This window comes from Photobacterium aquimaris (assembly GCF_002954455.1).
GTDB lineage: Bacteria > Pseudomonadota > Gammaproteobacteria > Enterobacterales > Vibrionaceae > Photobacterium > Photobacterium aquimaris.
Genome location: NZ_MSCC01000001.1, coordinates 987806 through 1008519 on the forward strand (window position 1 = coordinate 987806; position 20714 = coordinate 1008519).

Below are 20714 nucleotides of genomic sequence, written 5' to 3' on the forward strand. Positions count from 1 at the left end.
TTACCAATAACGCCGCGAATCAATAAAGGTTCGCGGCTTTTTGCTATTTTAAAGCACCCACATTACCTATACCACAAATGCTCGCTGATATAGCATCCACGCGGTAAGTTGTTGAATATCCTTTTCAATTAATGCACATAACATATCTTCTGGAATGGGCGTTGTTTCAGTATCAAATGGTGGCATTTCCCCGTGCTTACAACGGTCTGGGAATGTTTGTTCTATCCATTGTAGTTGACGGATCCAACGTGCTGTCGCATGTGATTCATTTGATTGGATACCCAATTTAGTCGCTAATAATAAGCCATCATTTAAACGTTGGATTAATACTAATAGGCTCAACCAATCCTTTGAAGTACGAGGGCTTAAATTTGGCTCTCTCAGTAAATTCATGACTTCACCATTTAAGGCATAATAACGTTGCTGACTTTGATATAAGTTAATTTTTTGTTCCCATTGTGGTTTGTTTAATACCGCAACATATAATATTTGTGACTTTATCATGTTAGAAGTATGTCGATCTAACCATGTCATTGTCCAACTCGGCGCAATAAAGTAATTCACCGAAAATGCAATAGTTACCCCAAAAAGTGTATCGATAATACGATAAAAAGACACATAAGTGTTATCAGGAGAGAGTAAGCTAATTGCGAACACAATCATCGATGTTAACCAAAAAACATGAATATCGTAACGATCTTTATGGTATGAGGTAAACGCAAAAAAGACCGAAATACTGGTTAATAAAATAAGGTGCTGTGGCGGTATAAAATACAAACAAACAAAGCAGTAAATTCCACCTAACGCCGTGCCATAAAAACGATTCCAGATTCGATGGTTCGTCACCGCCATTGATGAGGTCAGTAAGACAATAAAGGCAGTCAAAGAGATCCAATATCCTTGAGGAAGGTGATAAAACTCAGTTAAAAATTGAGTAACAGCTAACGTGACCGCAATCTTACCGGCATGACGCCACTCTTTTGAATTAAATTTAAGCGCCTGACAAAAATCACCAATAAACGCCGCACTGTCACTAGTAAATAAATAAATATTTTTACTGTTATCGGGCGAAGAAAAGGTATCAAAGTTATAGCAACGTTTGAATTTTTCTATTATATCAATAATATAAGGTGTGTTTTTGTATTCGTTAGTTGCAAATGTTGCCGTGATTTGTTGATTGTTTTTTAGTTGTTCAACAGTGAGTTCTATCCATTTAAAGAGCCGAATGCGTGTTGATTGGTGTAAGTCAAAACTGAGTGCACGTTCTAAACAAATAATATATTCAGACATTTCTAATAAACGTTGCAGTTCGATTTTTATTTTTATTGCACGTTTAGACGAAGAAATGGAGTTACTGTAATAAGCTAAATTGTGCGCGCTTTGATAAAAGAATTGTCGTTTTGCTGCCAGTTGGGCTTCATTATCAGAAAAACGTAATTCATTTAACCAATCAGTAAGCGCATTATCCACTGTTACCGTATGCTGTTGCAAAATACGGCCGTTAAAAAAGGGCCATAAAATAAGCGATGACAACATAACACATAATGCAGCAAAGATATTAGCCATTAGAATAATGGTAAAACTATCACCTACAGCGGCAAAATGAATTGCCATAATATAGATAAAACCAAAGTTATAGCCAAATAAGCGAATATGGGGCCGTTGATTAGACATCAAGCCATAGAGAATAGCGATTGAGCACAATGTAATCGCGCTGAGCCACATATTATCAAACACTAAAAATGCTAAATATGTTGCCATAACAGTGATCACTGCGGATATAGACAGTATTTGTAATCGTTTTAAATAGGGTAGGCTGCGCGCTTGAGTGCCAAGTAACCATGCGGTGATTAAGCCAGAAATACCCGCACTGGTAAAACCTAAGCTATAAAACATACCTAAGCTAACTAACATAGGAAGTGTTATACGAATAGAATCAGGAATGTCTGCGGCATTAGAGAACCAGCGGCTAAACATTGTCGTTAAGGTTGTTATTTTCATCATGGCGGCTTGTTAATAGTGAAACACGCAGATACGACAAAGTATAGCTGGAAAATAAAAGCCATAATCAGCTGTAAAATAGTAATAAATAGCGCATTGTGAGTAATAAGTTATTGTTGGTGTTACAGAATAATAGTGCAGATACTGATAAGCAGTGCATCAGTATCTGCACTGCTTATTTATTTTATTATGCTGATTGTAGCAATAATTGACCAAGGTAATTCATGGCGAAAGCAGCATCTTGCGCAGCTGTATTTACTTGAGTAATAAGTAGTTGAGCGCGTTTATCGTCTTCTTTTAAACTGATTTTAATTTTATTAACCAGTTGTTCTGCCATTTCTGTTTTTTGCTTACAGTCATTAAATAATGCTGAAATAACTGCAATATCAATCTCGCCACCTTTTGCGAACAAATCGGCTGCAATATTATAGACAGTATAAAATTGATTGGCTGCGTCTTTTTTGCCAGCTTCAACATCTTTAGCCCACTCCGTAGACCATGTTTTAAATATAACGGCAATTTGAGGGTTAGGTTGCACTTTTATTGGTTGCATTATGTAGTCCTAGAAGTGGTTATATCTAGCATAGTAATGCAGCTGATTACGGGTTTAAAGTGCAATTTTTAGAAAGTGACAGTATCGAGTGAATTTAATAAGTGTTGGATGTTTTTAGCGCATAAAGTGGTTATTAACCATACAATGATGTGCGAGATATCACATAATTCAGCTATATTTATCATTTTGCATCAAAATGTTTGCGAAATATCTTGCATGCGACACTGTAACGTTTTACGTTAAATACAGCTCTTGGCAGTAGTGATAGCCAATAGGAGCTAAGGAGAAACTCATGATTAACGTGAACTTCGAATTGGCTAAGCAAGCATATGCAAAAGTGCTGATGTACCCTCATGATGGTGAAATAGAACAACATGAATATATGGCACTGCGTGTTTTCCGTTGGGATCTAGCACGTGCAGGCAAGCCAATAGATACAGCCTTTGATTTAAGACTTCAAGCAAGTGGTTATCGTAAAATAGCCTCTCAGCCCGCAAAAGCCCATCGTTCACTTCCTGCGTGTGTTTTAGCACAAATGAGTGACGGCTGGAAAAGCCAACATGGTTACTTATAATGTTTGATTATCCCCCAAGGCTAAAGAATCTTTTTCTTTAGCCTTTTTATATTCTATCTGTTCGCTCCCCCTACATATTGACGCAAACCCCAACGCTTAATAACAGGAATTCGGTTTATATTTTGTTGTGAATTGTAAGAGGGGGTAATTCATGGACGGTTATGACTGTAAAAAGAACGAAAAAAACCAGCCATTAGTGACTGGTTTTAGATATTAATCGTCTTTGATGCGCTTATTTATTAAATGTATTACCGTTTGCTTCACGTGCTTCGGCAATTGTATCTGGGTGCCATGCGCCTTCGATATCTTTTAGCTCTTTAAATTTAGAGCGATCAAATTCTGGTGTTTTGCCTGCTCTAAGTTGTTCTTCGTAATCTTTAATGACTTTAATTGCCAATCCAGAAAGGAAAATAAGAGCAACAATGTTAACCAGTGCCATTAGGCCCATAGAAACATCAGCTAAACTCCAAACAACAGGTAATGATGCAACAGCACCAAACATTACCATGCCTAGAACACAAAGACGGAAGAAGAATAAACCGCGCTTAGTATTACCGTTCAGGAACATGATATTTGTTTCTGCATAAGTATAGTTGGCAATGATTGACGAGAAACAAAATAGTAAAATAGCTGACGTAATGAAATACGTAGTCCAATTACCTAGTTGGTTGCTCAGTGCTTGTTGTAATAAACCAATACCTGTTGATGCATCTGGTGTGTTCATGACACCAGAAAGCATAATCATTGCCGCAGATGCTGTACAAATAACAATGGTATCAACGAAAACACCTAGCATTTGGACAAAGCCTTGTGATGCAGGGTGGTTAGGATTAGGTGTCGCACTTGCTGCAACGTTAGCTGCTGAACCCATACCTGCTTCATTTGAGAATAAACCACGTGCAATACCACTTTGCATCGCTTGTGAAGCAGTGAAAGCGACACCACCGGCAACGGCTTCATGCCAACCAAATGCACTCTTAACAATAAGAGCCAGAACGGCAGGTAACTCAGTAATGTTCATTGCGACAATCACTAATGCGATAGCTAAATAGCCAACCGCCATGATAGGCACAATTTTTGTAGAAGCTGTAGCGACACGGCGTAAACCGCCCATAATGAAGAAAGCTGTAAAGATAACAATCACAATACCTTGTGTAGTTTCATTCCAGCCAAAAGAGTGGTGTAGTGCGTCAGTGATGGTATTTGCTTGAACGGCATTGAAAACAAAACCAAAAGCAATAATAAGACAAATTGAAAAAAGAGTACCCATCCAGCGCTTGCCAAGACCTTGCTCCATATAGTAAGCAGGGCCACCACGATATTGACCATCAACATCTTTTACTTTGTAAACTTGCGCAAGAGTCGATTCAATAAAAGCGGTTGCCATACCGAAGATAGCAATTAGCCACATCCAAAAGATAGCACCTGGGCCACCAATGGTTAATGCAACAGCAACACCAGCCATATTACCGGTACCAACACGCGCAGCCATTGATGTACAAAATACTTGATAAGAACTGATGCCGTTTTCTATGTCACGGCCACTTTTTAGGACATCGATTGAATGACGGAATTGACGGATCTGGATAAAACCAAGACGAACACTAAAGTAAATCCCTACACCAACCAATAAATAAACGAGAAGTTGGCCCCATAAAACGCCGTTTACTGAACCAATGATCGCCATTAAGGTGTCATTAATTGATCCTAGTATATTTCCATTCGTAGAAGTCATATTTTTTCCTGTTAATAAAACTATGCAACCTCGAAAGACTACTTAGTGAAGAGGAACATTCATCCGTTGTGAGTGCTCTGCTATCGGTTGTTATAATAGGTTTTTTATTGATAAAAATTCGCAACAAATACAAGTGGTAGTTATTACAAACATTAAACATGTAACCGATTTCATTGCCATGAAGGCGATGCAAGGTAGCACAAAAAAACAAAAATCCAAGGAGACTTATATCACAAAAAATGAATTATTACCATGTAACGCGTTACATTATTAACAGCTGGCGGTTATTTTAGTCTTTGTAATCAATGTATTGAAGAAAATTGTGAATAAATTCACTGGAAAATTATTGAACGGCGTGCATTATCGTATGTTGAGATTCGGCGGTTTAAAAAAAATACATTGATATAATTTATTGATGTGTTATTTGTTTTTTTGAAACGGTGATTGATAGTGGATATATCACTATCTAGAAGGGAAAAAGTAAATGCAGATAAAGAAGAGAGCTAACAGTATCTTGCTCTCTTCTTTATAGTCGACTAATCAAATATGAGAATACTTACTTGCCAGCGGCTCAATGTATATCTTTTTATGACAATTACCATAGAACGGACGGCCTTTAGGTCCAGATTCAAGTAACTGTTGAACACTATTGTTAACATTAAATGATTTATCAATATTCAATCGAACTTCATTTAAATAGCGACCTTGGCTACAAGCTAAACTTATTCGGTCTACCGCATCAGCGCCAAAATGTGAAATAAGGTTCTTTTTAAAGCTCGCTGTTGACACATTTTTACCAATATTGGCTTTTATAAATTGGCCAATTGCTGAATCATCAACTTTTTTGACTAATTGGGTTGCTGTTAGAAAATAAGCGTTATCATCAAGATTCTGGCAAGCACCGTGTTTTTTCCATTCATATTCGCCAAATTTTGTTTGGTAATAAAAATTTGGCATCCATGGCGCTATGTCTTTAATGGTAGCTGCAGATAAATCTAGACGCGCATAACGATCACAATAGCCATATTTGGTGCCACAACTGGTTTTGTTGGGCCATAAACCATGCAGGGTTAAATGAGTAATGTTTAATTTACCATCATTAATTGCCGTACATTCTGGTTTATTGCCTTTATATTTAAAGTGTTCACAAAATCCAGGTTGCCATGTTAAGGCTAATACATATGAATCAAAGTCATTACGCGTATTACAACGTTTTGAGGTTGAGGTTGAGTTTGATGATGAAGAAGGTTTAAAGGTAACATCATCATTAAATTTCGTGCTACCACACGATTTATTTACCCAACGCATCGCAGGGGATGCATTCGGGATCAGTATTTGCACCCAATCAAATTCTTTTTTATTAATAGCCTTTATTGCATATTGTTTATCACTGACAAGTTGAGTGTTATCAGGATTAGTTTGTTTACGAAAAGATTGATAGGCATCGCAATCTCCATTTGCTGTAAAGCTGCCAGAGGCTCGAATGGATGCGGTTGCAGTAAGACTTGAAAGCGAAAGGATACTACCGACAATGACGGTAATGAAATGAGAGTTAGTACGCACAAGATGCCTATTTTGAAATGGTAATTGAGTGTTTACTATAGTTGATTATGATACTTTTATTAAGGTATATCATTTTTAGCACCGAATAATAAAATGTGATATTAATCCAGAAATCGAGTCAAAAAAGAACATACGGCAATCGAAAATGAATAAATTGACGATTTTTTTAAATTAGTGTTCACAATAAAGCCAACTCAGAGTAATATTCACAGAAGTAGCGTCCCCAGCTACACGAAAATGAAAAGATCAATTATAATAAAGAGTCTTTAGTGTAAATAGAACACTTAAAGAGTGTCAGTAAATAGACACCTATCTCATTTATTCATCTGAGGTTATTAATTTCATTTAGCTAAATATAGAACAATGTTAAATTTCCTGATTAATATTGATCATTTTATCAATGCATGCTTTGCCATTACCGTGCTAAAGCAAATTTGTATTATTATCCGAGGTTATTAATGGACAGTTTCGCAGCTGCAGAAAAAGCGCTCAGTGCGATGTTAAAAAGTGTAGAAGCAACAGGTGAAGTAAAAGAAGCCCGTGTTGACTACCGTCAAATTCTAATTGATTTTGCTGATGAAGTTCCTGGTCGCCAAAAAGCTGTAATTAAGCGTATTCCTCTACAAAAAATCAATAACTTAATTGCTGTATTACATGAGTTCAAACAAGAATCACGTCAATCTCGTATGATTGAGATTTTAGCAATGATGGAAAAAGACGGTGTTTCACCGCATGAGTTAGTTATTGAAGAGCTATCAAACGAAGCTGAATAACAATATAAATCAATAGATAAGCATCATTTGATTGTTTAACTATTGCAATGTGAAAATGCCAATATCGCAGATGTTTTAATACTATATTTATTGTGCAAGTTTAATTGCAGCCTTCTTATTTTAATATGGTAAGTCGCATTTTTATATTAACTATTTATTTAGCATACAGAGTTAATTTTATTTTCTCTGTATGCTCTCCTATTGCTATATATTCTAAATACATTCAGTATAATGTGTTTTATTATCCCATATCATACTCTTTTTCACATTACATAATTAAACGTCGTTTTATTTTTTCTGTTTTGTAAGTCTTTAATTTATAAAGTGACTTATTTATGTTATTAATAACGCTTATCTGAATTCATTAACTACTAAGGATGTTATGTGAATAATATAAGCTGTGATGAACCTTTTATTAAAGCTCAACACATTACAAAGTCTTACCGTGACAAAAAAGCGCTAGATAATATTAGTTTTAACTTAGCGAGTGGACAAATCCTTGGTTTACTAGGTCATAATGGTGCGGGTAAATCGACATTAATAAAGACATTATTAGGAATACATAGCTGTAGCGGAGAGTTAAGTATTTTTAACTTATCGCCTGAAAAGGACCGAGATCAAATAGTTCAGAACCTTGCTTATATATCTGATGTAGCCATGCTGCCTGATTGGATGACTGTAAAACAGTTAATTTCTTATACTGCAGGTGTCCATCCTCGTTTTGAACGTCCTAAAATACTGCAATACTTAGATCAAACTAAGATTAATCTTAATAGTAAAATAAAAACCTTATCAAAAGGCATGAAAGTACAATTACATCTAGCGTTAGTCATGGCAACCAATGTCAATGTACTGATCTTAGATGAGCCAACGCTTGGGTTAGATCTTATGTATCGTTCGACCTTTTATCGTACATTGATGACATGGTTCACAGAAGGTGAGCGGGCATTAATTATAGCGAGTCATGAAGTCAATGAGATTGCACATTTACTGACAGATGTTTTAGTACTTAAAAATGGGCAAGCGGTTTTACAAGCATCACTATCATCATTAGCGACTGAGTTTACGATCTTATCTGTTAGCGAAGACAATATAGCCGCTGCGAAACAATTACATCCTTTAACAGTAAATTGTCAATTAGGGCAATATCGACTGCTGTATGAAGGAGCTGATGTCTCTCAATTAACCTTGCTAGGCGATATTAGTCAACCAAGCCTTGCTGATATATTTTTAGCGAAACAGCAGGAGACAGTGGCATGAAACAAAGCTATACCTTAATCAAAACGGAATTATTAGAACATAAAATAATTGTGCGACTACCTGTGTTTTTGGCATTATTTTCGATGTTTGTTGTGGTTATGATACTCACCAATATTAATAATTTCTCGTTTAATATCCAGACCAACGGTTTTGATGGTTGGCAACCGCCCATCACCACATCATCGTTTGCTGGTATGGTTGGTTCAGTGTCTTTTTTTGTTGCAGGGATTGTGTCTTTACTAAGCTTTTTTACTTACTCTGCAAGGGCACTTGCCAAAGAGCGTAAAGAAGGTAGTCTGGCTTTTTGGCACTCAATGCCGGTGAGTGACAGTAAAGCAATTGCGATCAAACTATTGGTTGCATTAGTTGTTATTCCTTTGTTTTCATCATTACTTCTATTACTTATTGATGTTACCGTGTGGATTGTCGCTATGTGGGTTATGCCAACAGATATGCTGGCTGAAAATGCACTCTCTTTGGTGGCGATTGGATTACATTGGGGACAGTTTATTGCCACAATGGCGGCAATGAGTTTAGCTTTGTTGCCAGTTGCATGTGTTATCTTTTGTACTTCTCAGTTGACTGAACATCCATTATTGGTGCTATTTGTCGCAATAACATTGGTTAAATTAATCAGTTCGATGTTATTTAACTCAATGGTAATCGGGGGTTGGCTTAATAAAGTCAGTAACTTGGCGTTTAATATTCTAACCAGTGAACATCCGTGGCAAACATTAGCAAATGTAGGAACGATAACATTATTAGGGTTATTGATTTTATCTATTGGAATATTTAAAGCGAGTGTCCATTTGCGTAGCGGTGATTGACGGTAACTACATAATATATAGTTATAAAAAAGAGAATGTAGCAATACATTCTCTTTTATTATGCTTCTAATTAAACCATGGTTATTTTATTTCATATATACATGTTGTATATCGGTTTAATTATAAATTATATCTTTAAAGATTAAGCAGCAGAAACAGATTCAATGTATTGTACTTCGTTTTTATATTTACGAACATTACGAGACAAAGTGCCTTTTGGCAGCTCGTAACGCTTCTCTGCTTCATAGCTTGATAGGCCATCAAACACTACAGCAGCTACAGCAACACGCTGGTTTTCTGATTTGAAGATACGTTGTGCGATTAAATCATATTGTGTATTAGTCATAGTCTTGCCTATTTGATTTTTTGTGAGTGGGATAATGGCGTTCCAATTCGTCCACTCAATGCTTGAAAAATGGTCGACCTGTTAGATATATAACAAGTAAACAAATGCTGTTAGCAAGACAATAGCAATGTGAACCTTAACAGAAGATTAATAGAATTATATTTGTGGTTTAATTTAGAATTAAAAATGGAAAATTAAGGATTACATCTCTTTTTTTAAACTATTTAGCCAGTAATTTAGTTTTATTTTTAAATAAGGAATGTTAGATTGAAAATATGCAATTAAATAAAGAGAGGCAATAACCTCTCTTTAATCATGCTAGCTTAAATTTAATTAACCAATAAGTCGTAATCCATTGGGTAATGCATCACCGAAGACTCGTTTTGTTTCATCTTCAGTCAATATTTTGACCTCAGAAACCATCTCAATCCAGCTCTCTGGTGCTTTACTTTGTTTTAATTTATTAATGACTTGTTGGCGCAACTCATCGTTGATATCTAATGTACGATCGCCAGTCATGCGCGTCATCATTACCGCCGCAAATCCAATATATGACTCTTTACGCCAATCATAACTCATTAGTTCTGGTAAGCAGTAAGAGACGTGCTCTGCAGATAATAAGTTATGATTATTGCCATAAAATGGCGTACGAGTGGCAATACGGCCTATTGCCCACCAATGCGCTTGAGCATATTGGTTTTTTTGTAGACGACCAAAAAGCCACTCAATGAGCTGAAGCTTCTTGTCAAACGGTAAATGCTCTAAAGAGGCCGCTAAGCGAACCATATCTTCATAGCTACGTTCTTGGAGTTCTTTGTTGAGTTTAGCGTTACGGCTTGCTCCTGGCGTAATATATTTAGCTACATCTTTATAGATAAGCAGTTGTTGCTCTTGGGTTAAGCCTCCTGCAACACGGCGCCAGAACGTCCACCAATCGCACCATGTTTGGGTATTGGTATCAAATTGAATACCGTGTTGATATAACTGCCAGATTTGTTCCATACGGTAGTCATCAGCAGGGTAGCCAAAACCTGGACGCATGCTAAAACCTGTTAGTTTTAACCAATTACGCTCATGAAGATCTGAACGGCGACGGCGCTTTTTACTTTCAAGCAGTGCATTGGCAAGTTCACGTAAACACGGTGTTTCCCAATTATCGCGTTTGCCTAATATTTTATCGAGATCATTACGCAGTGTTTTGACCGCTTTATTGTTATCGGTATTTTTACTGCCGCCAAAGACTTTTTTAACAGCGTCAATAGCATCAGGCATTCGAGCTGGAAGCTCACTTTCAGCAAGGGTACTATCGCCATTATTGCGGTTTAAACGGGCTAAATCTTTGCGAATAGCAAATTCAACTTTCCAACGTTTATTATTATCACTAAGGCTGACAGCTTCAATTTGCAGCGTACCAACTTCTGTTAATTGGCAAGCTAAGGTGACTTCCTCACGATCTTTTTGGTTGGCAGCTAATTTGCTACGATCGCGTTCGCTGTCTAATGTTGCAATAAACGGCGGTAGACTGACATAACCATCGCCAACGATTTCAATCAACTCGCCAACATCATGATGTTTATCATTAGTAGAAGAAACTAAGTTAAATCGCACTGGCTCACCCAGTGTTAGTGCAAATTTACGGTGTGTTAGCGTTACTTCGATGCCTTCTTCAATCCCTTTAGGTAATAAGCAAATACCTTGTTTAGTGCCTTTATTTTCACCAATAGTTAAGAAGAATGAACGGGCAGATCCTCCGCCAATTTTAAGCTGTGCGCCATGACGAGCTTTAGCATAAGCCACAGCACCAAATGCAACTGCCAAATCAGGATGAAGGTTTTTAAGTTCGGTTACTGGTGCACCACGCCAGCGAGAAATAATATCTAGTGTACGTGCTGACAGTAGCGGGCTGTTAAATACACCACCATTTAGTAATACCGCAACAGGGATCGCCGGTTGATCATCATTAATAATGATTGAGTCTGGGTGATGGATGTTAAAATCATTAAACGCTTCACGGCAAACATTATCATGCAGATCAATAAACTGCGCGACATGTTTACTGATAGCAGGATCAGCCGCATAGGGAAGCCCAAATTCAACCATCGCCGCTTGACGCTGATTCGGTTGGTCAGTGAACTCAGTAATAGGAAAAAAACCATCAAGGGCGATGCTATGCACTTCTTCACGGTTTAACTCAATACTTTTAGCACCACCAATCAAACGCGAGCCACTGCCGAGCATGGTGACTTTGGCGTTGTCTGGTGCGTTGCCAGATAATAACTTTTCTTTCACTTTACGGGTTTGCTGAATAAGCTTTGATAACGCCGCAGGGCTAAGCTTTTTTGATTCGCCATGCAAACGCTGTTCGGCAACGTGCGCTAATGCTAAATCGAGGTTATCACCACCTAGCATTAAGTGATCACCAACACCGATGCGATCAAGGGTTAATTTTCCTTGATCACTACCGACTTTAATTAAACTTAAATCAGTCGTACCACCACCCACATCGCACACCATTAATAATGGAATGTCTTTTAATAATTCATCGGCTTGTTGGCGATTTTGAGCATACCAGTCGTAACAAACGGCTTGCGGCTCTTCAAGTAATAAGACTTTTTTTAATCCCGCGAGTTCAGCTGCTTCTAATGTTAATGTACGTGCTGATTCATCAAAAGAAGCAGGTACAGTGATCACCACTTCTTGTTGGGCAAGTTTGTCGTGCTTGTGGTGATAGTCCCACGCTTGACGTACATGGTTAAGATAGCTGGCACTCGCAATAACAGGTGAAACTTTTTTCACATCAGATGTTGAAGCTGTTGATGACCACGGCAAAATAGCTTCATTACGATCAACATGTTGATGCGACAACCAACTTTTAGCACTAACAACTTGGCGTCCTTCAACTTTCGCACCTAATTCACGTGCAAATTCACCAATAATGACACTTGCAATTTCACCTTTTACAGGTTCAGTGTTCCAAGGTAGCACCAATTGGGTTGCGTCCATTTCACCTTCAGCTGGGTGATAACGGAATGAGGGCAGTAATGGTTTACGTGCGACTTCACCCGGTGCAATTAATTGATCAATTTCAAAAATATGCATCGGACTTGTTTCTAATGTATCTGTAATCTCACTATAAGCGACAACAGTGTGGGTAGTACCAAGATCAATACCAACAAGATAACGTGGGGAAGATGAAGGCATGCTGACTCCATAAAATAATTGCAATGAGAAAATAGCCTGATGGGAAACGATTGATGTGTCAGTTTTTACGGGTGGAAATTAGAAGAATATAGCCCGCTGACATGTTTCATTGGCCAGATAAATAAACGGCGCACTATAAAGTGCGCCGCTGTATAAGCTATTACGCTTCGCGAACGTCAAATTCGACTTGCCATTTCTGACCATTATCGGTCGCAATGGCTTCAAGGCATAGCATACCCAGTTCAGTGACATGCGAGGCAAGTTTAACAGGAATAACCTCACCAGCGCTGCGGCCTTCAGAGACCGGCAGTGTCATTTGAATTGCTGGTAACTCTTCCATTTCTTCTGGTTGCCACCAATCAAGATGAGTACCCGCAACATCGTCGCGTCGAACAGTTGAGCCAAAGAATTTAAATTGCACTGGCTGGCCAATGATTAAACCAAATTCTTGACTTGGTACATCAGCTTGGCTGCCTTCTTCCATGCCAAAAGGCGCAACACAAAGAGCTTCTAGTGGTGGTTCCATACCAGGAATAGCAGGCATAGCACTTTCAATACCAACGTAGTAACTACTTGCAATACCGCCACGAATACGTACACCTTTACCACGGCGAACAAAGCCATAGTATGAAGCACCACTTGCAACAGCAAGATCAAGATCAAGGCCTGAAAGTAACTTCGCTTCTGTAGAACCAGCGGTAGTTAACCAGCTATTGATCGTTGATAACAGACGCTCTGATAATAACGATGATTTAAGTACACCACCGTTAAACAGAATAGCAGTAGGGCGAATAAAGCCTTCATGCTGTTGTTCATATTGGGCAAACAGTTCTTCTACTGCTTGGCTTTGACGGCTTAAGAAACCTGCAACATGACGTGATACCGCAGCATCTTGCGCATAAGGTAGACCCATTTGGGTTAATGCACCACGCGCTGTTTGTACAGGTAACTCTTCAATGGTTGTTTGTGGAAAGAAACCTTCAACCAATGTTTGCTGTACTTCTTCTTGGGTCAGTTCTGTTTGTAGCGTACCGCCAAGAAGCTTAGAGCCACGACTTGGAACCACAATCGGCATAGATTGTAATTCAGCGTCGTTAAGCAATGCTTCTTTTGCATCACGGCAAGCATGCGTAATCGCCAATACTTGCCATGGCTGTAATTGCTTGCCTTCTTGTGCTAGCTTCATCTTTAAACGATAAGCAAGAGCAAGATCCATGTTATCACCACCCAGAAGGATGTGATCGCCAACTGCAACACGGTTAAGGGTTAGGTTACCATCTTCTTCAGTAACTGCTACTAATGATAAATCCGTAGTACCACCACCGATATCAACCACAAGAATGATATCGCCAACAGCAACTTGGTCACGCCAGTTATCATCGTTATTCTTGATCCAGCTATAAACAGCGGCTTGTGGTTCTTCAAGCAATGTTAGATGCTTAAAGCCAACGTTACGAGCAGCTTCTGCGGTTAATTCACGCGCAGCAGGATCGAAAGATGCCGGTACTGTAATCGTTACATCTTGATCACTAATTGGCGTTTCTGGATGTTGGAAATTCCATGCATCAGCCATGTGCTCAAGATATTTCTGTGTCGCTTCAAGTGGTGATACTTTAACCACTTCTTCAGGACTATTGAGCGGTAAAAAAGCATCACGGCGGTTAACACCACCATGACAAAGCCAACTTTTTGCACTTGAAATAAGACGAATAGGGGTCTTACTACCAAGATTTCGTGCCATCGCACCAACAATAACATTAGGTTTTGCATTCCAAGGAAGTGCAGTGTCACCTTCAGCTAACTCTGATTCGTGAGCTTGGTACATGAACGAAGGTAATTGATTTTTGTCTTCCACATTACCTGGCGTGGTTAATTGTGGAATCGTCATTACCGTGACATCAGCGTTTTCACTTTCAAGATCGACATAAGAAAGCACACAGTGTGTTGTGCCTAAGTCAATACCTACGCTGTAACGATGTTGTTGTGTATCTTGCATTATAATTCTACCTCAGCGGCTGCGATGATATGTACATCATGGCCTTCTGCCAATTTAGGCAATTTAACATTTGTCACTTTCCAACCGCGATGGATCAGAGTGCCATTAAATGGCGCTTCGCCGACTACGTTACCCGTTAGGCGTACTTCAGACGCATTAAACCCTTGGGGTAGGGTAATACGTGATTCTTCATCTTCAGCACGTACTGGTGCAAAGCTAAAGTATTCATTAAGTACTTTCTGACCGCCTTCATGAATAACACGAGCAGCAGCGCCAATATCAGCATCTGCAAAGCCTTTAAGATCTTCTTGCATGAAATCAATAAAGCGCGCGTCTTGTTGTAAAAGTGACAGTAGTTGGAGTGCTGAATCTGGCGTTGATGTTTTGAGTTTAGGTTCAACTTCTACTTCAACGATCTTCTCAACAATTTTTTCTACTTCGACAATTTTCTCAACAGGTTTTTCAACGATCTTTTCAACGATTATCTCGACGGGTTTTTCAATCTCAACGATTTTTTCTACTTCAATCTCTTTTTCAACAATTTTTTCGATCTCAACAGGTTTACCTTTTTTCATTAGGTACATGAGTAAAAAGATCACTGCTAATGCGCCTAAGATTGCGTGCCCCATGTCGATACTCGTTGGCATCGCCGACAAATCTACGTGCATCGCTGATAATTCAGTGAGCATATTGGAAAAATCAAAAGCCATATTTGTTTACTCTTAGCGGTTAAAGGTCGATTCGTGAAACGTTCTGTTAGAATCAGCGTCAAATAATTGAATGAATATTAGCATAGACCTTTTAAAAACGTGTTATCTATACAAGGTTTTATCTTCTAAAATCTCGAATAAAAGGTCTCTTCGCTTAAATTACAGTCAAAATATTAAGTAAAATACAACGAAATTCTGCATAATTTTTAACTGAAAATATTACTGTTTTTTATATATGGAGATTGGTGAAAACAATTTCAAGTTAACTGTCTGTATTAAAAGATCAACCGAGAATAAATTGTGATAGAGAACAGAAGAGCTTAAACTTTACTTGAAATTTGTAGTTCGGTGATGGTTCAATACGGAAATTGGCAGAGATTTGTCTAAACGGCTAGAAGAGACTAGCGGTTTATTTCTTTATAAAATAGGTCAAGATATGTCGTCTGATTATACTGGTAGCAGTGCTGCTTATGCTCGTCAAGAAGCGGGTTACCGTGAAAAAGCATTAAAAATCTATCCTTGGGTATGTGGTCGTTGTTCGCGTGAGTTTGTTTATTCAAATTTACGTGAGTTAACGGTTCACCACGTCGATCACGACCATACTAATAACCCTCAAGATGGTAGCAACTGGGAGTTATTATGCTTATTTTGTCATGATCATGAACACGAGAAATACACTGATGCTGATAATGGTCAAGGAAGTGTTATTCGTGCCGGTGAAGATGATCACCAAGCTGCGACATTTAACCCTTTTGCTGATCTTAAGGCGATGATGGCGAATAAAAAATAAGACTGTTTTGGTTTAATCCAGACGGTAGTAATAAAAGCCAGCATGACAAATGAGCAAAGTCTATCTTGTTCACTGAGTGCTGGCTTTTTTATATCTTAATTTTACGGTTGGTTAAGTACCCAGAATTTGTAGCGGTAGGCTAAGTAAACTATCCCCGAGACTGGCAAAATAGGCAATAATTCCGACAAACGCAGCGACGAGGCTGATATACCATACGGTAGAGAAAATCTGACCGTAGCGATCTAAAGGTAATAGATGACTTTGATGACGTTGTCGCCATTCAAAGATAATTTCTAAGCTACCCATAATAAGCAGAAAACCGAATAACGTTAGTCCTAAGCGATAGCTTAAAATGACGCCAGCAATAGCAGCTAATGCACAAACAATAATGCCAATTTTACTGTTCATCGAAAAACTAATACTTTTTAGAACATGGCCACCATCGAGAGGCAGAATAGGCAATAAATTAAATAGGTTGAGTAGTGCATTAAAAACCGCTAAACCAGCAAAAAACATTTCACCAGTGATCCAGTAGGCAATCATGCTGGCTAGCGACATGATTAATCCAAATGCAGGTCCCATAATTGAAATCACTACATCTTGCCAACGAGTGTTAATTTTCTCATCACTTAACGCTAATCCACCCAAAAAGGGAATTAAGTAAATGCCTTTGGTTTTCATGCCAAAGTATTTCATTGCGCGAATATGACCATATTCATGAAACACTAAACAGGCCAGTAGCGCTAATGCAAATTGAATCGAAAACAGCCATGAATATGCGGCTAAACTTGCTGATGCTAATACAACTTTAATTAATTTAGCGCTTTTAAGGGCTTTCATCCCTAAAGAAACTAGCCCAATTAAACTGAATCTCTTTTCTGCTTTGATTGGCTGTTGTGGTTGCTGGCGTTCAATATCTTTATTATTTCTTTCACCTTGCGCTATGACTTGTTGGTCGACGCTGGCTTGATATTGAATTAAAAACGGCTGCCAACTTAAGCTGCCATTAAGTTGGCACTGAATGGTTTGCTCATTATTTGACAGTTCAAATTGATGTATAAATTGATCAGTATCGGTTGGTGCTGCTGCAATTTGAGAAACAAGTGTATTGTCCCAAAATAATTGTTGCCATCCAGCCATTGAGCCTTCAAGTCGCAGCGGCTTACCTAAAAAATCGATAGCCAATAGTTCCAATGCATTATCCACAGAGTAAGGAAAGATAGTGTGATTATACGGAAAAAAGTTTATTGAACGAGGTTATGTTACGGGTTGTTACATATTCTTATTATCGTTATTGTCCTTGACTAGAGAACACCACTTTTATGGTAACTATGAGAATATAAAGATCGGTTTTTATCCAACTTGAGAATGAGTTAAGCGATAGCGCATAGCTATGATCAAAGCCGACTTTGGAGCGTACATCATCGATGCAGGTGTCATAGCCTTGATTTATTTGAGCTAAACCGGTGATGCCGGGTAAAACACCATAAGTTCGTTCGCTAAAATAAGGAATTTCACTCTCTAATTGTTGGTAAAAAGAAGGTCGTTCAGGACGCGGACCAACTAAAGACATATCACCGCGTAAGACATTAAATAGTTGCGGTAATTCATCAATACGAGTGCGGCGTAAAAAACGTCCGACAGTGGTGACTCGTTGATCTTCTTTGCTAGCAAGAATAGCCCCGGTTTGACTCTCTGCGTCTTGTTGCATGCTTCTGAATTTTATCATTTCAAAAATATGAATTTTATCCGCTGTTGCTTTACCGACCCGCAACTGACGATAAAAAATATCACCTTTAGAATTCAGTTTAATGGCTGCGGCAATTAAAGGGAAAAAAGGTAAAACAATAATTAACATCATCAATGTTAGGCAAAGATCAAAAATACGTTTAGCGATCATTGTTGATCGATCAATGTGAATGTTTTTTATTTTGCAAGAGGAACCGAAAATTGTCATTTTGATGTTATTTATGCACACGATTTAATGGTCCTATTAATTTACGGAAAATATAGTTTATTCCGCCAATAAAATTCGCTGTATGCCCTGCAACAAGATAGGCTAATACGTGGAAAATCTTATGTGAAAATATATTGGGAAGCATGATGCCAAGTAGACTCACAATATAGCCTAATGTCTGGCAAATGAAGGCGACGAAAAATAACGGTGAGCTAATTAAAAGCCATGATCCAATGTATGCCATCAACATAAAATAAGGCATGGTAATGCGAAGTCCTTTACCCGATAGAAAGGTAAAAGCAGTACCTTTATATTTAGGATTAAATAAACCAAATAAGCGTACAAGTTGTTGAAAATTACCAGCAGAAATACGTAAACGGCGAGAGAAATCATCTCGGCGATCGACATAATCAAGCTCTATTGCGCAAATGGTTGGATCATAAATAGCATGGTGGCCTTGCTCGACAATACTCATCGGTAAAATGAAATCATCGTTAATCGTATCTTCATCCAAAGGTACAAACAGTGCGCTTCTAAAGAGATAAAATGCACCATGTGCACCTAAACTATCGCCAAGAGTGGCTTCTTGTTGTTTAATTTTGGTTTGATAATCCCAATATTGTCTTTCACCTACAGAGCTTGGTGTCAATAATCGATAAGTTGCGTTTACGACTCCTATCTCACTGTTTTCAAAGTGTTTAGCTGCGATTAATAATGCATCATAGGAAATTAATGCAGAGACATCGCTAAGTGCAATAATATCGCTATCGTATTGTGGTATAAATTGATTAAGGACAGCAACTTTGCCTTGATTTTTTAGTTGCGGAAAAATTTCAATATGGGTATCAGAACATAAGGCTTCTTGAATGGTATTGTTGGCAATTTCAACAGTATTATCGCTACAACCGTCACAAATAATAATGACTTTTAGCTTGTCGGTTGGGTAATCAAGGTAAGAAATATTCCGTATTTTTTCAGCAATCCACAGTGCTTCGTTATAGGCTGGAATAATGATAGTTATAGTGGGTAATGTGCAATCTTGACTGCTTTTTGAAAATTTCCTTGGGGTTAGCGCTAGCGGTTTTTGTGGATGACGTTTAGCAAACCAACTTAATAGTATCGGATACAACGCATGGTGATAAATGACAGCAATGATGCTAACCGATGTCATTATATAGAGAAAGGTGGTCATATATTTTCTCCTGAGAAGTAAAGTTGTTCATAAGCTTTGGTCATTGTTTGAGCATGGTTATGTTTTAGAATGAAGTCGCGGGCATTATGACGAATGCCATGATATGGAATCGATTTAATCGCGTCAGATAGCGTGATAGCAGTATTATCATTAACTAATAGGCTATCAGTACTTAGTGTTTCACTGACCCCGCCAACATTATTAGCAACACAAGGAATACCACAGGCTTGAGCTTCAAGAGTTGAAAGCGGAAAACCTTCGTTATTAGAGGGTAAGCAAAACAGATCAAGCGCTTGATAAAACGTTGGCATATCATCAACATGGCCGAGAAAGTGGACACGATGCTCAAGTCTATACTTGTATACTAATTGTTGTAACTCAGAGCGCGTTGAGCCTGAGCCTGCAAGTAATAAATGAAAATTTGCGGGTAATAATTGTAAAGCTTCGATTAAATGGCGTTGACCTTTAACGGTTTCTAGGCGGGCAGCATTGCCAATAACAATACTACCTGTAGGCAGTGCTAGCGATAGTTTATCACGAGCATGGAGCTTATTACCGACGGTGAACCGAGACGGATTGATACCATTTTTTATTGTATAAATGGGGTAGTTTTTAAATATATTACGTATTTTTTGACGAACAAAATCGGCATCAGCGACGACTGTTGGGTTGGATAACAGCAACGCAATATAATGTATAAAGCGGTGCTTATAGCTATTTAAGTGCCAAGCATCATGTTCGGTATGAATATGCTTTATTAGATGCTGATGACGTTGAAGTGCGCAGCTAGCATAGAGTAAAGGACCAATGTGGTGTGAGTGAACAATATCTGCCTGATTGTCTTTAAAAACTGCATGTAGATTTTTAATGGTTGATAATGATATGCCTTGTGGTTTGTTCAAGCCAATAATTTGATGTTTAAATGGGAGTAATTGACGCCAACTCGCGACAATATGTTGGGAAGTACCTTCCATGCTGCAAATAAAAACGCGATAGTGAGGATCACTAAACGACAGCATATTTAATACCATTGTTTCTAATCCACCTGGAGATAAATGTTGTACAACATGAATAATGGTTTTCATTACACACTCCTTATGATTCATTGATAACGATGCAGGGATTGTGCCATTAAAAAATGTAATTTATTCAATGTGTTATTTTATTTAGAATAGAATTATCAGAATGAGAATGAATATAATAGGAATCTATTAATAGCAAATTGAATACAAGGCA

17 protein-coding genes are annotated in these 20714 nt (G+C 38.1%); 5 read left to right on the forward strand and 12 right to left on the reverse strand.

The features are described from left to right. Positions 1-66: 66 nt before the first annotated feature. Both BTN98_RS04355 and BTN98_RS04360 read right to left on the reverse strand, forming a co-directional pair. The gene (locus tag BTN98_RS04355) at positions 67-2004 is read right to left on the reverse strand and encodes an FUSC family protein (RefSeq protein ID WP_231730603.1); all 1938 of its coding nucleotides are present in this window, start codon (positions 2002-2004) and stop codon (positions 67-69) included. 184 nt (positions 2005-2188) lie between these two features. After that, positions 2189-2554, reverse strand: a complete 366-nt coding sequence (locus BTN98_RS04360; RefSeq protein ID WP_060996443.1) for a hypothetical protein — start codon at positions 2552-2554, stop codon at positions 2189-2191. A 292-nt stretch (positions 2555-2846) separates the two neighbouring features. Here BTN98_RS04360 and BTN98_RS04365 point away from each other — a divergent pair, with 292 nt between their 5' ends. Then, on the forward strand, positions 2847-3128 hold the full coding sequence (locus BTN98_RS04365; protein ID WP_060996442.1) for a hypothetical protein: 282 nt from the start codon (positions 2847-2849) through the stop codon (positions 3126-3128). 232 nt (positions 3129-3360) lie between these two features. Here the strand turns inward: BTN98_RS04365 and BTN98_RS04370 are convergent, their stop codons facing one another. Then, a complete protein-coding gene (locus tag BTN98_RS04370) occupies positions 3361-4863 on the reverse strand; it encodes an alanine/glycine:cation symporter family protein (RefSeq protein ID WP_060996441.1) in 1503 nt (500 codons plus the stop codon). Positions 4864-5403: 540 nt separating this feature from the next. Beyond that, a complete protein-coding gene (locus tag BTN98_RS04375; protein WP_105029949.1) occupies positions 5404-6426 on the reverse strand; it encodes a ribonuclease T2 in 1023 nt (340 codons plus the stop codon). Positions 6427-6884: 458 nt separating this feature from the next. Between BTN98_RS04375 and BTN98_RS04380 the strand changes: the two genes are divergently transcribed. From BTN98_RS04380 to BTN98_RS04390, 3 genes are all read left to right on the forward strand, one after another. Further along, the gene (locus BTN98_RS04380) at positions 6885-7199 is read left to right on the forward strand and encodes a hypothetical protein (protein ID WP_060996439.1); all 315 of its coding nucleotides are present in this window, start codon (positions 6885-6887) and stop codon (positions 7197-7199) included. A 384-nt stretch (positions 7200-7583) separates the two neighbouring features. Beyond that, on the forward strand, positions 7584-8459 hold the full coding sequence (locus BTN98_RS04385) for an ABC transporter ATP-binding protein (protein WP_082732078.1): 876 nt from the start codon (positions 7584-7586) through the stop codon (positions 8457-8459). Beyond that, complete coding sequence (locus tag BTN98_RS04390; protein ID WP_060996438.1) at positions 8456-9286, forward strand: ABC transporter; 831 nt, start codon at positions 8456-8458, stop codon at positions 9284-9286. The genes BTN98_RS04385 and BTN98_RS04390 overlap by 4 nt, the downstream gene beginning before the upstream one ends. Positions 9287-9428: 142 nt before the next feature. Here BTN98_RS04390 and BTN98_RS04395 read toward each other — a convergent pair whose 3' ends face one another. The 4 genes from BTN98_RS04395 to BTN98_RS04410 all read right to left on the reverse strand — a co-directional run bounded on the left by BTN98_RS04395 (position 9429) and on the right by BTN98_RS04410 (position 15497). Beyond that, complete coding sequence (locus tag BTN98_RS04395) at positions 9429-9632, reverse strand: hypothetical protein (RefSeq protein ID WP_036795050.1); 204 nt, start codon at positions 9630-9632, stop codon at positions 9429-9431. A 333-nt stretch (positions 9633-9965) separates the two neighbouring features. Beyond that, positions 9966-12833 (reverse strand): Hsp70 family protein, encoded by a 2868-nt coding sequence (locus BTN98_RS04400; protein ID WP_060996437.1) that lies wholly within the window; start codon positions 12831-12833, stop codon positions 9966-9968. A 160-nt stretch (positions 12834-12993) separates the two neighbouring features. Further along, on the reverse strand, positions 12994-14829 hold the full coding sequence (locus BTN98_RS04405; RefSeq protein WP_060996436.1) for an Hsp70 family protein: 1836 nt from the start codon (positions 14827-14829) through the stop codon (positions 12994-12996). Further along, positions 14829-15497: a DUF2760 domain-containing protein gene (locus tag BTN98_RS04410; RefSeq protein ID WP_060996687.1), complete on the reverse strand. Its 669-nt coding sequence runs from the start codon at positions 15495-15497 to the stop codon at positions 14829-14831. Before BTN98_RS04410 ends, BTN98_RS04405 begins: the two co-directional genes overlap by 1 nt. Before the next feature lie 478 nt (positions 15498-15975). On the opposite strand from BTN98_RS04410, the gene BTN98_RS04415 reads away from it, so the two are divergent. After that, complete coding sequence (locus tag BTN98_RS04415) at positions 15976-16329, forward strand: YajD family HNH nuclease (RefSeq protein WP_036795047.1); 354 nt, start codon at positions 15976-15978, stop codon at positions 16327-16329. A 111-nt stretch (positions 16330-16440) separates the two neighbouring features. On the opposite strand, the gene BTN98_RS04420 is transcribed toward BTN98_RS04415, so the two are convergent. The 4 genes from BTN98_RS04420 to BTN98_RS04435 form a co-directional block, all read right to left on the reverse strand. After that, positions 16441-17523, reverse strand: coding sequence for a site-2 protease family protein (locus BTN98_RS04420; protein WP_060996435.1), 1083 nt, complete (start codon positions 17521-17523; stop codon positions 16441-16443). A 97-nt stretch (positions 17524-17620) separates the two neighbouring features. Further along, positions 17621-18229, reverse strand: coding sequence for a sugar transferase (locus BTN98_RS04425; protein WP_060996434.1), 609 nt, complete (start codon positions 18227-18229; stop codon positions 17621-17623). A 64-nt stretch (positions 18230-18293) separates the two neighbouring features. Beyond that, positions 18294-19478, reverse strand: a complete 1185-nt coding sequence (locus tag BTN98_RS04430) for a glycosyltransferase family 2 protein (protein WP_060996433.1) — start codon at positions 19476-19478, stop codon at positions 18294-18296. Next, a complete protein-coding gene (locus tag BTN98_RS04435) occupies positions 19475-20563 on the reverse strand; it encodes a glycosyltransferase (RefSeq protein ID WP_060996432.1) in 1089 nt (362 codons plus the stop codon). Before BTN98_RS04435 ends, BTN98_RS04430 begins: the two co-directional genes overlap by 4 nt. Between the last annotated feature and the right edge of the window lie 151 nt (positions 20564-20714).

Bases quoted from the DNA above. Each gene is read 5' to 3' on its own strand.
- BTN98_RS04395 (WP_036795050.1), bottom strand. From the start codon at position 9,632: ATGACTAATACACAATATGATTTAATCGCACAACGTATCTTCAAATCA.
- BTN98_RS04425 (WP_060996434.1), bottom strand. From the start codon at position 18,229: ATGATCGCTAAACGTATTTTTGATCTTTGCCTAACATTGATGATGTTA.
- BTN98_RS04400 (WP_060996437.1), bottom strand. From the start codon at position 12,833: ATGCCTTCATCTTCCCCACGTTATCTTGTTGGTATTGATCTTGGTACT.
- BTN98_RS04390 (WP_060996438.1), top strand. From the start codon at position 8,456: ATGAAACAAAGCTATACCTTAATCAAAACGGAATTATTAGAACATAAA.
- BTN98_RS04405 (WP_060996436.1), bottom strand. From the start codon at position 14,829: ATGCAAGATACACAACAACATCGTTACAGCGTAGGTATTGACTTAGGC.
- BTN98_RS04415 (WP_036795047.1), top strand. From the start codon at position 15,976: ATGTCGTCTGATTATACTGGTAGCAGTGCTGCTTATGCTCGTCAAGAA.
- BTN98_RS04435 (WP_060996432.1), bottom strand. From the start codon at position 20,563: ATGAAAACCATTATTCATGTTGTACAACATTTATCTCCAGGTGGATTA.
- BTN98_RS04410 (WP_060996687.1), bottom strand. From the start codon at position 15,497: ATGCACGTAGATTTGTCGGCGATGCCAACGAGTATCGACATGGGGCAC.
- BTN98_RS04380 (WP_060996439.1), top strand. From the start codon at position 6,885: ATGGACAGTTTCGCAGCTGCAGAAAAAGCGCTCAGTGCGATGTTAAAA.
- BTN98_RS04430 (WP_060996433.1), bottom strand. From the start codon at position 19,478: ATGACCACCTTTCTCTATATAATGACATCGGTTAGCATCATTGCTGTC.
- BTN98_RS04360 (WP_060996443.1), bottom strand. From the start codon at position 2,554: ATGCAACCAATAAAAGTGCAACCTAACCCTCAAATTGCCGTTATATTT.
- BTN98_RS04355 (WP_231730603.1), bottom strand. From the start codon at position 2,004: ATGATGAAAATAACAACCTTAACGACAATGTTTAGCCGCTGGTTCTCT.
- BTN98_RS04370 (WP_060996441.1), bottom strand. From the start codon at position 4,863: ATGACTTCTACGAATGGAAATATACTAGGATCAATTAATGACACCTTA.
- BTN98_RS04365 (WP_060996442.1), top strand. From the start codon at position 2,847: ATGATTAACGTGAACTTCGAATTGGCTAAGCAAGCATATGCAAAAGTG.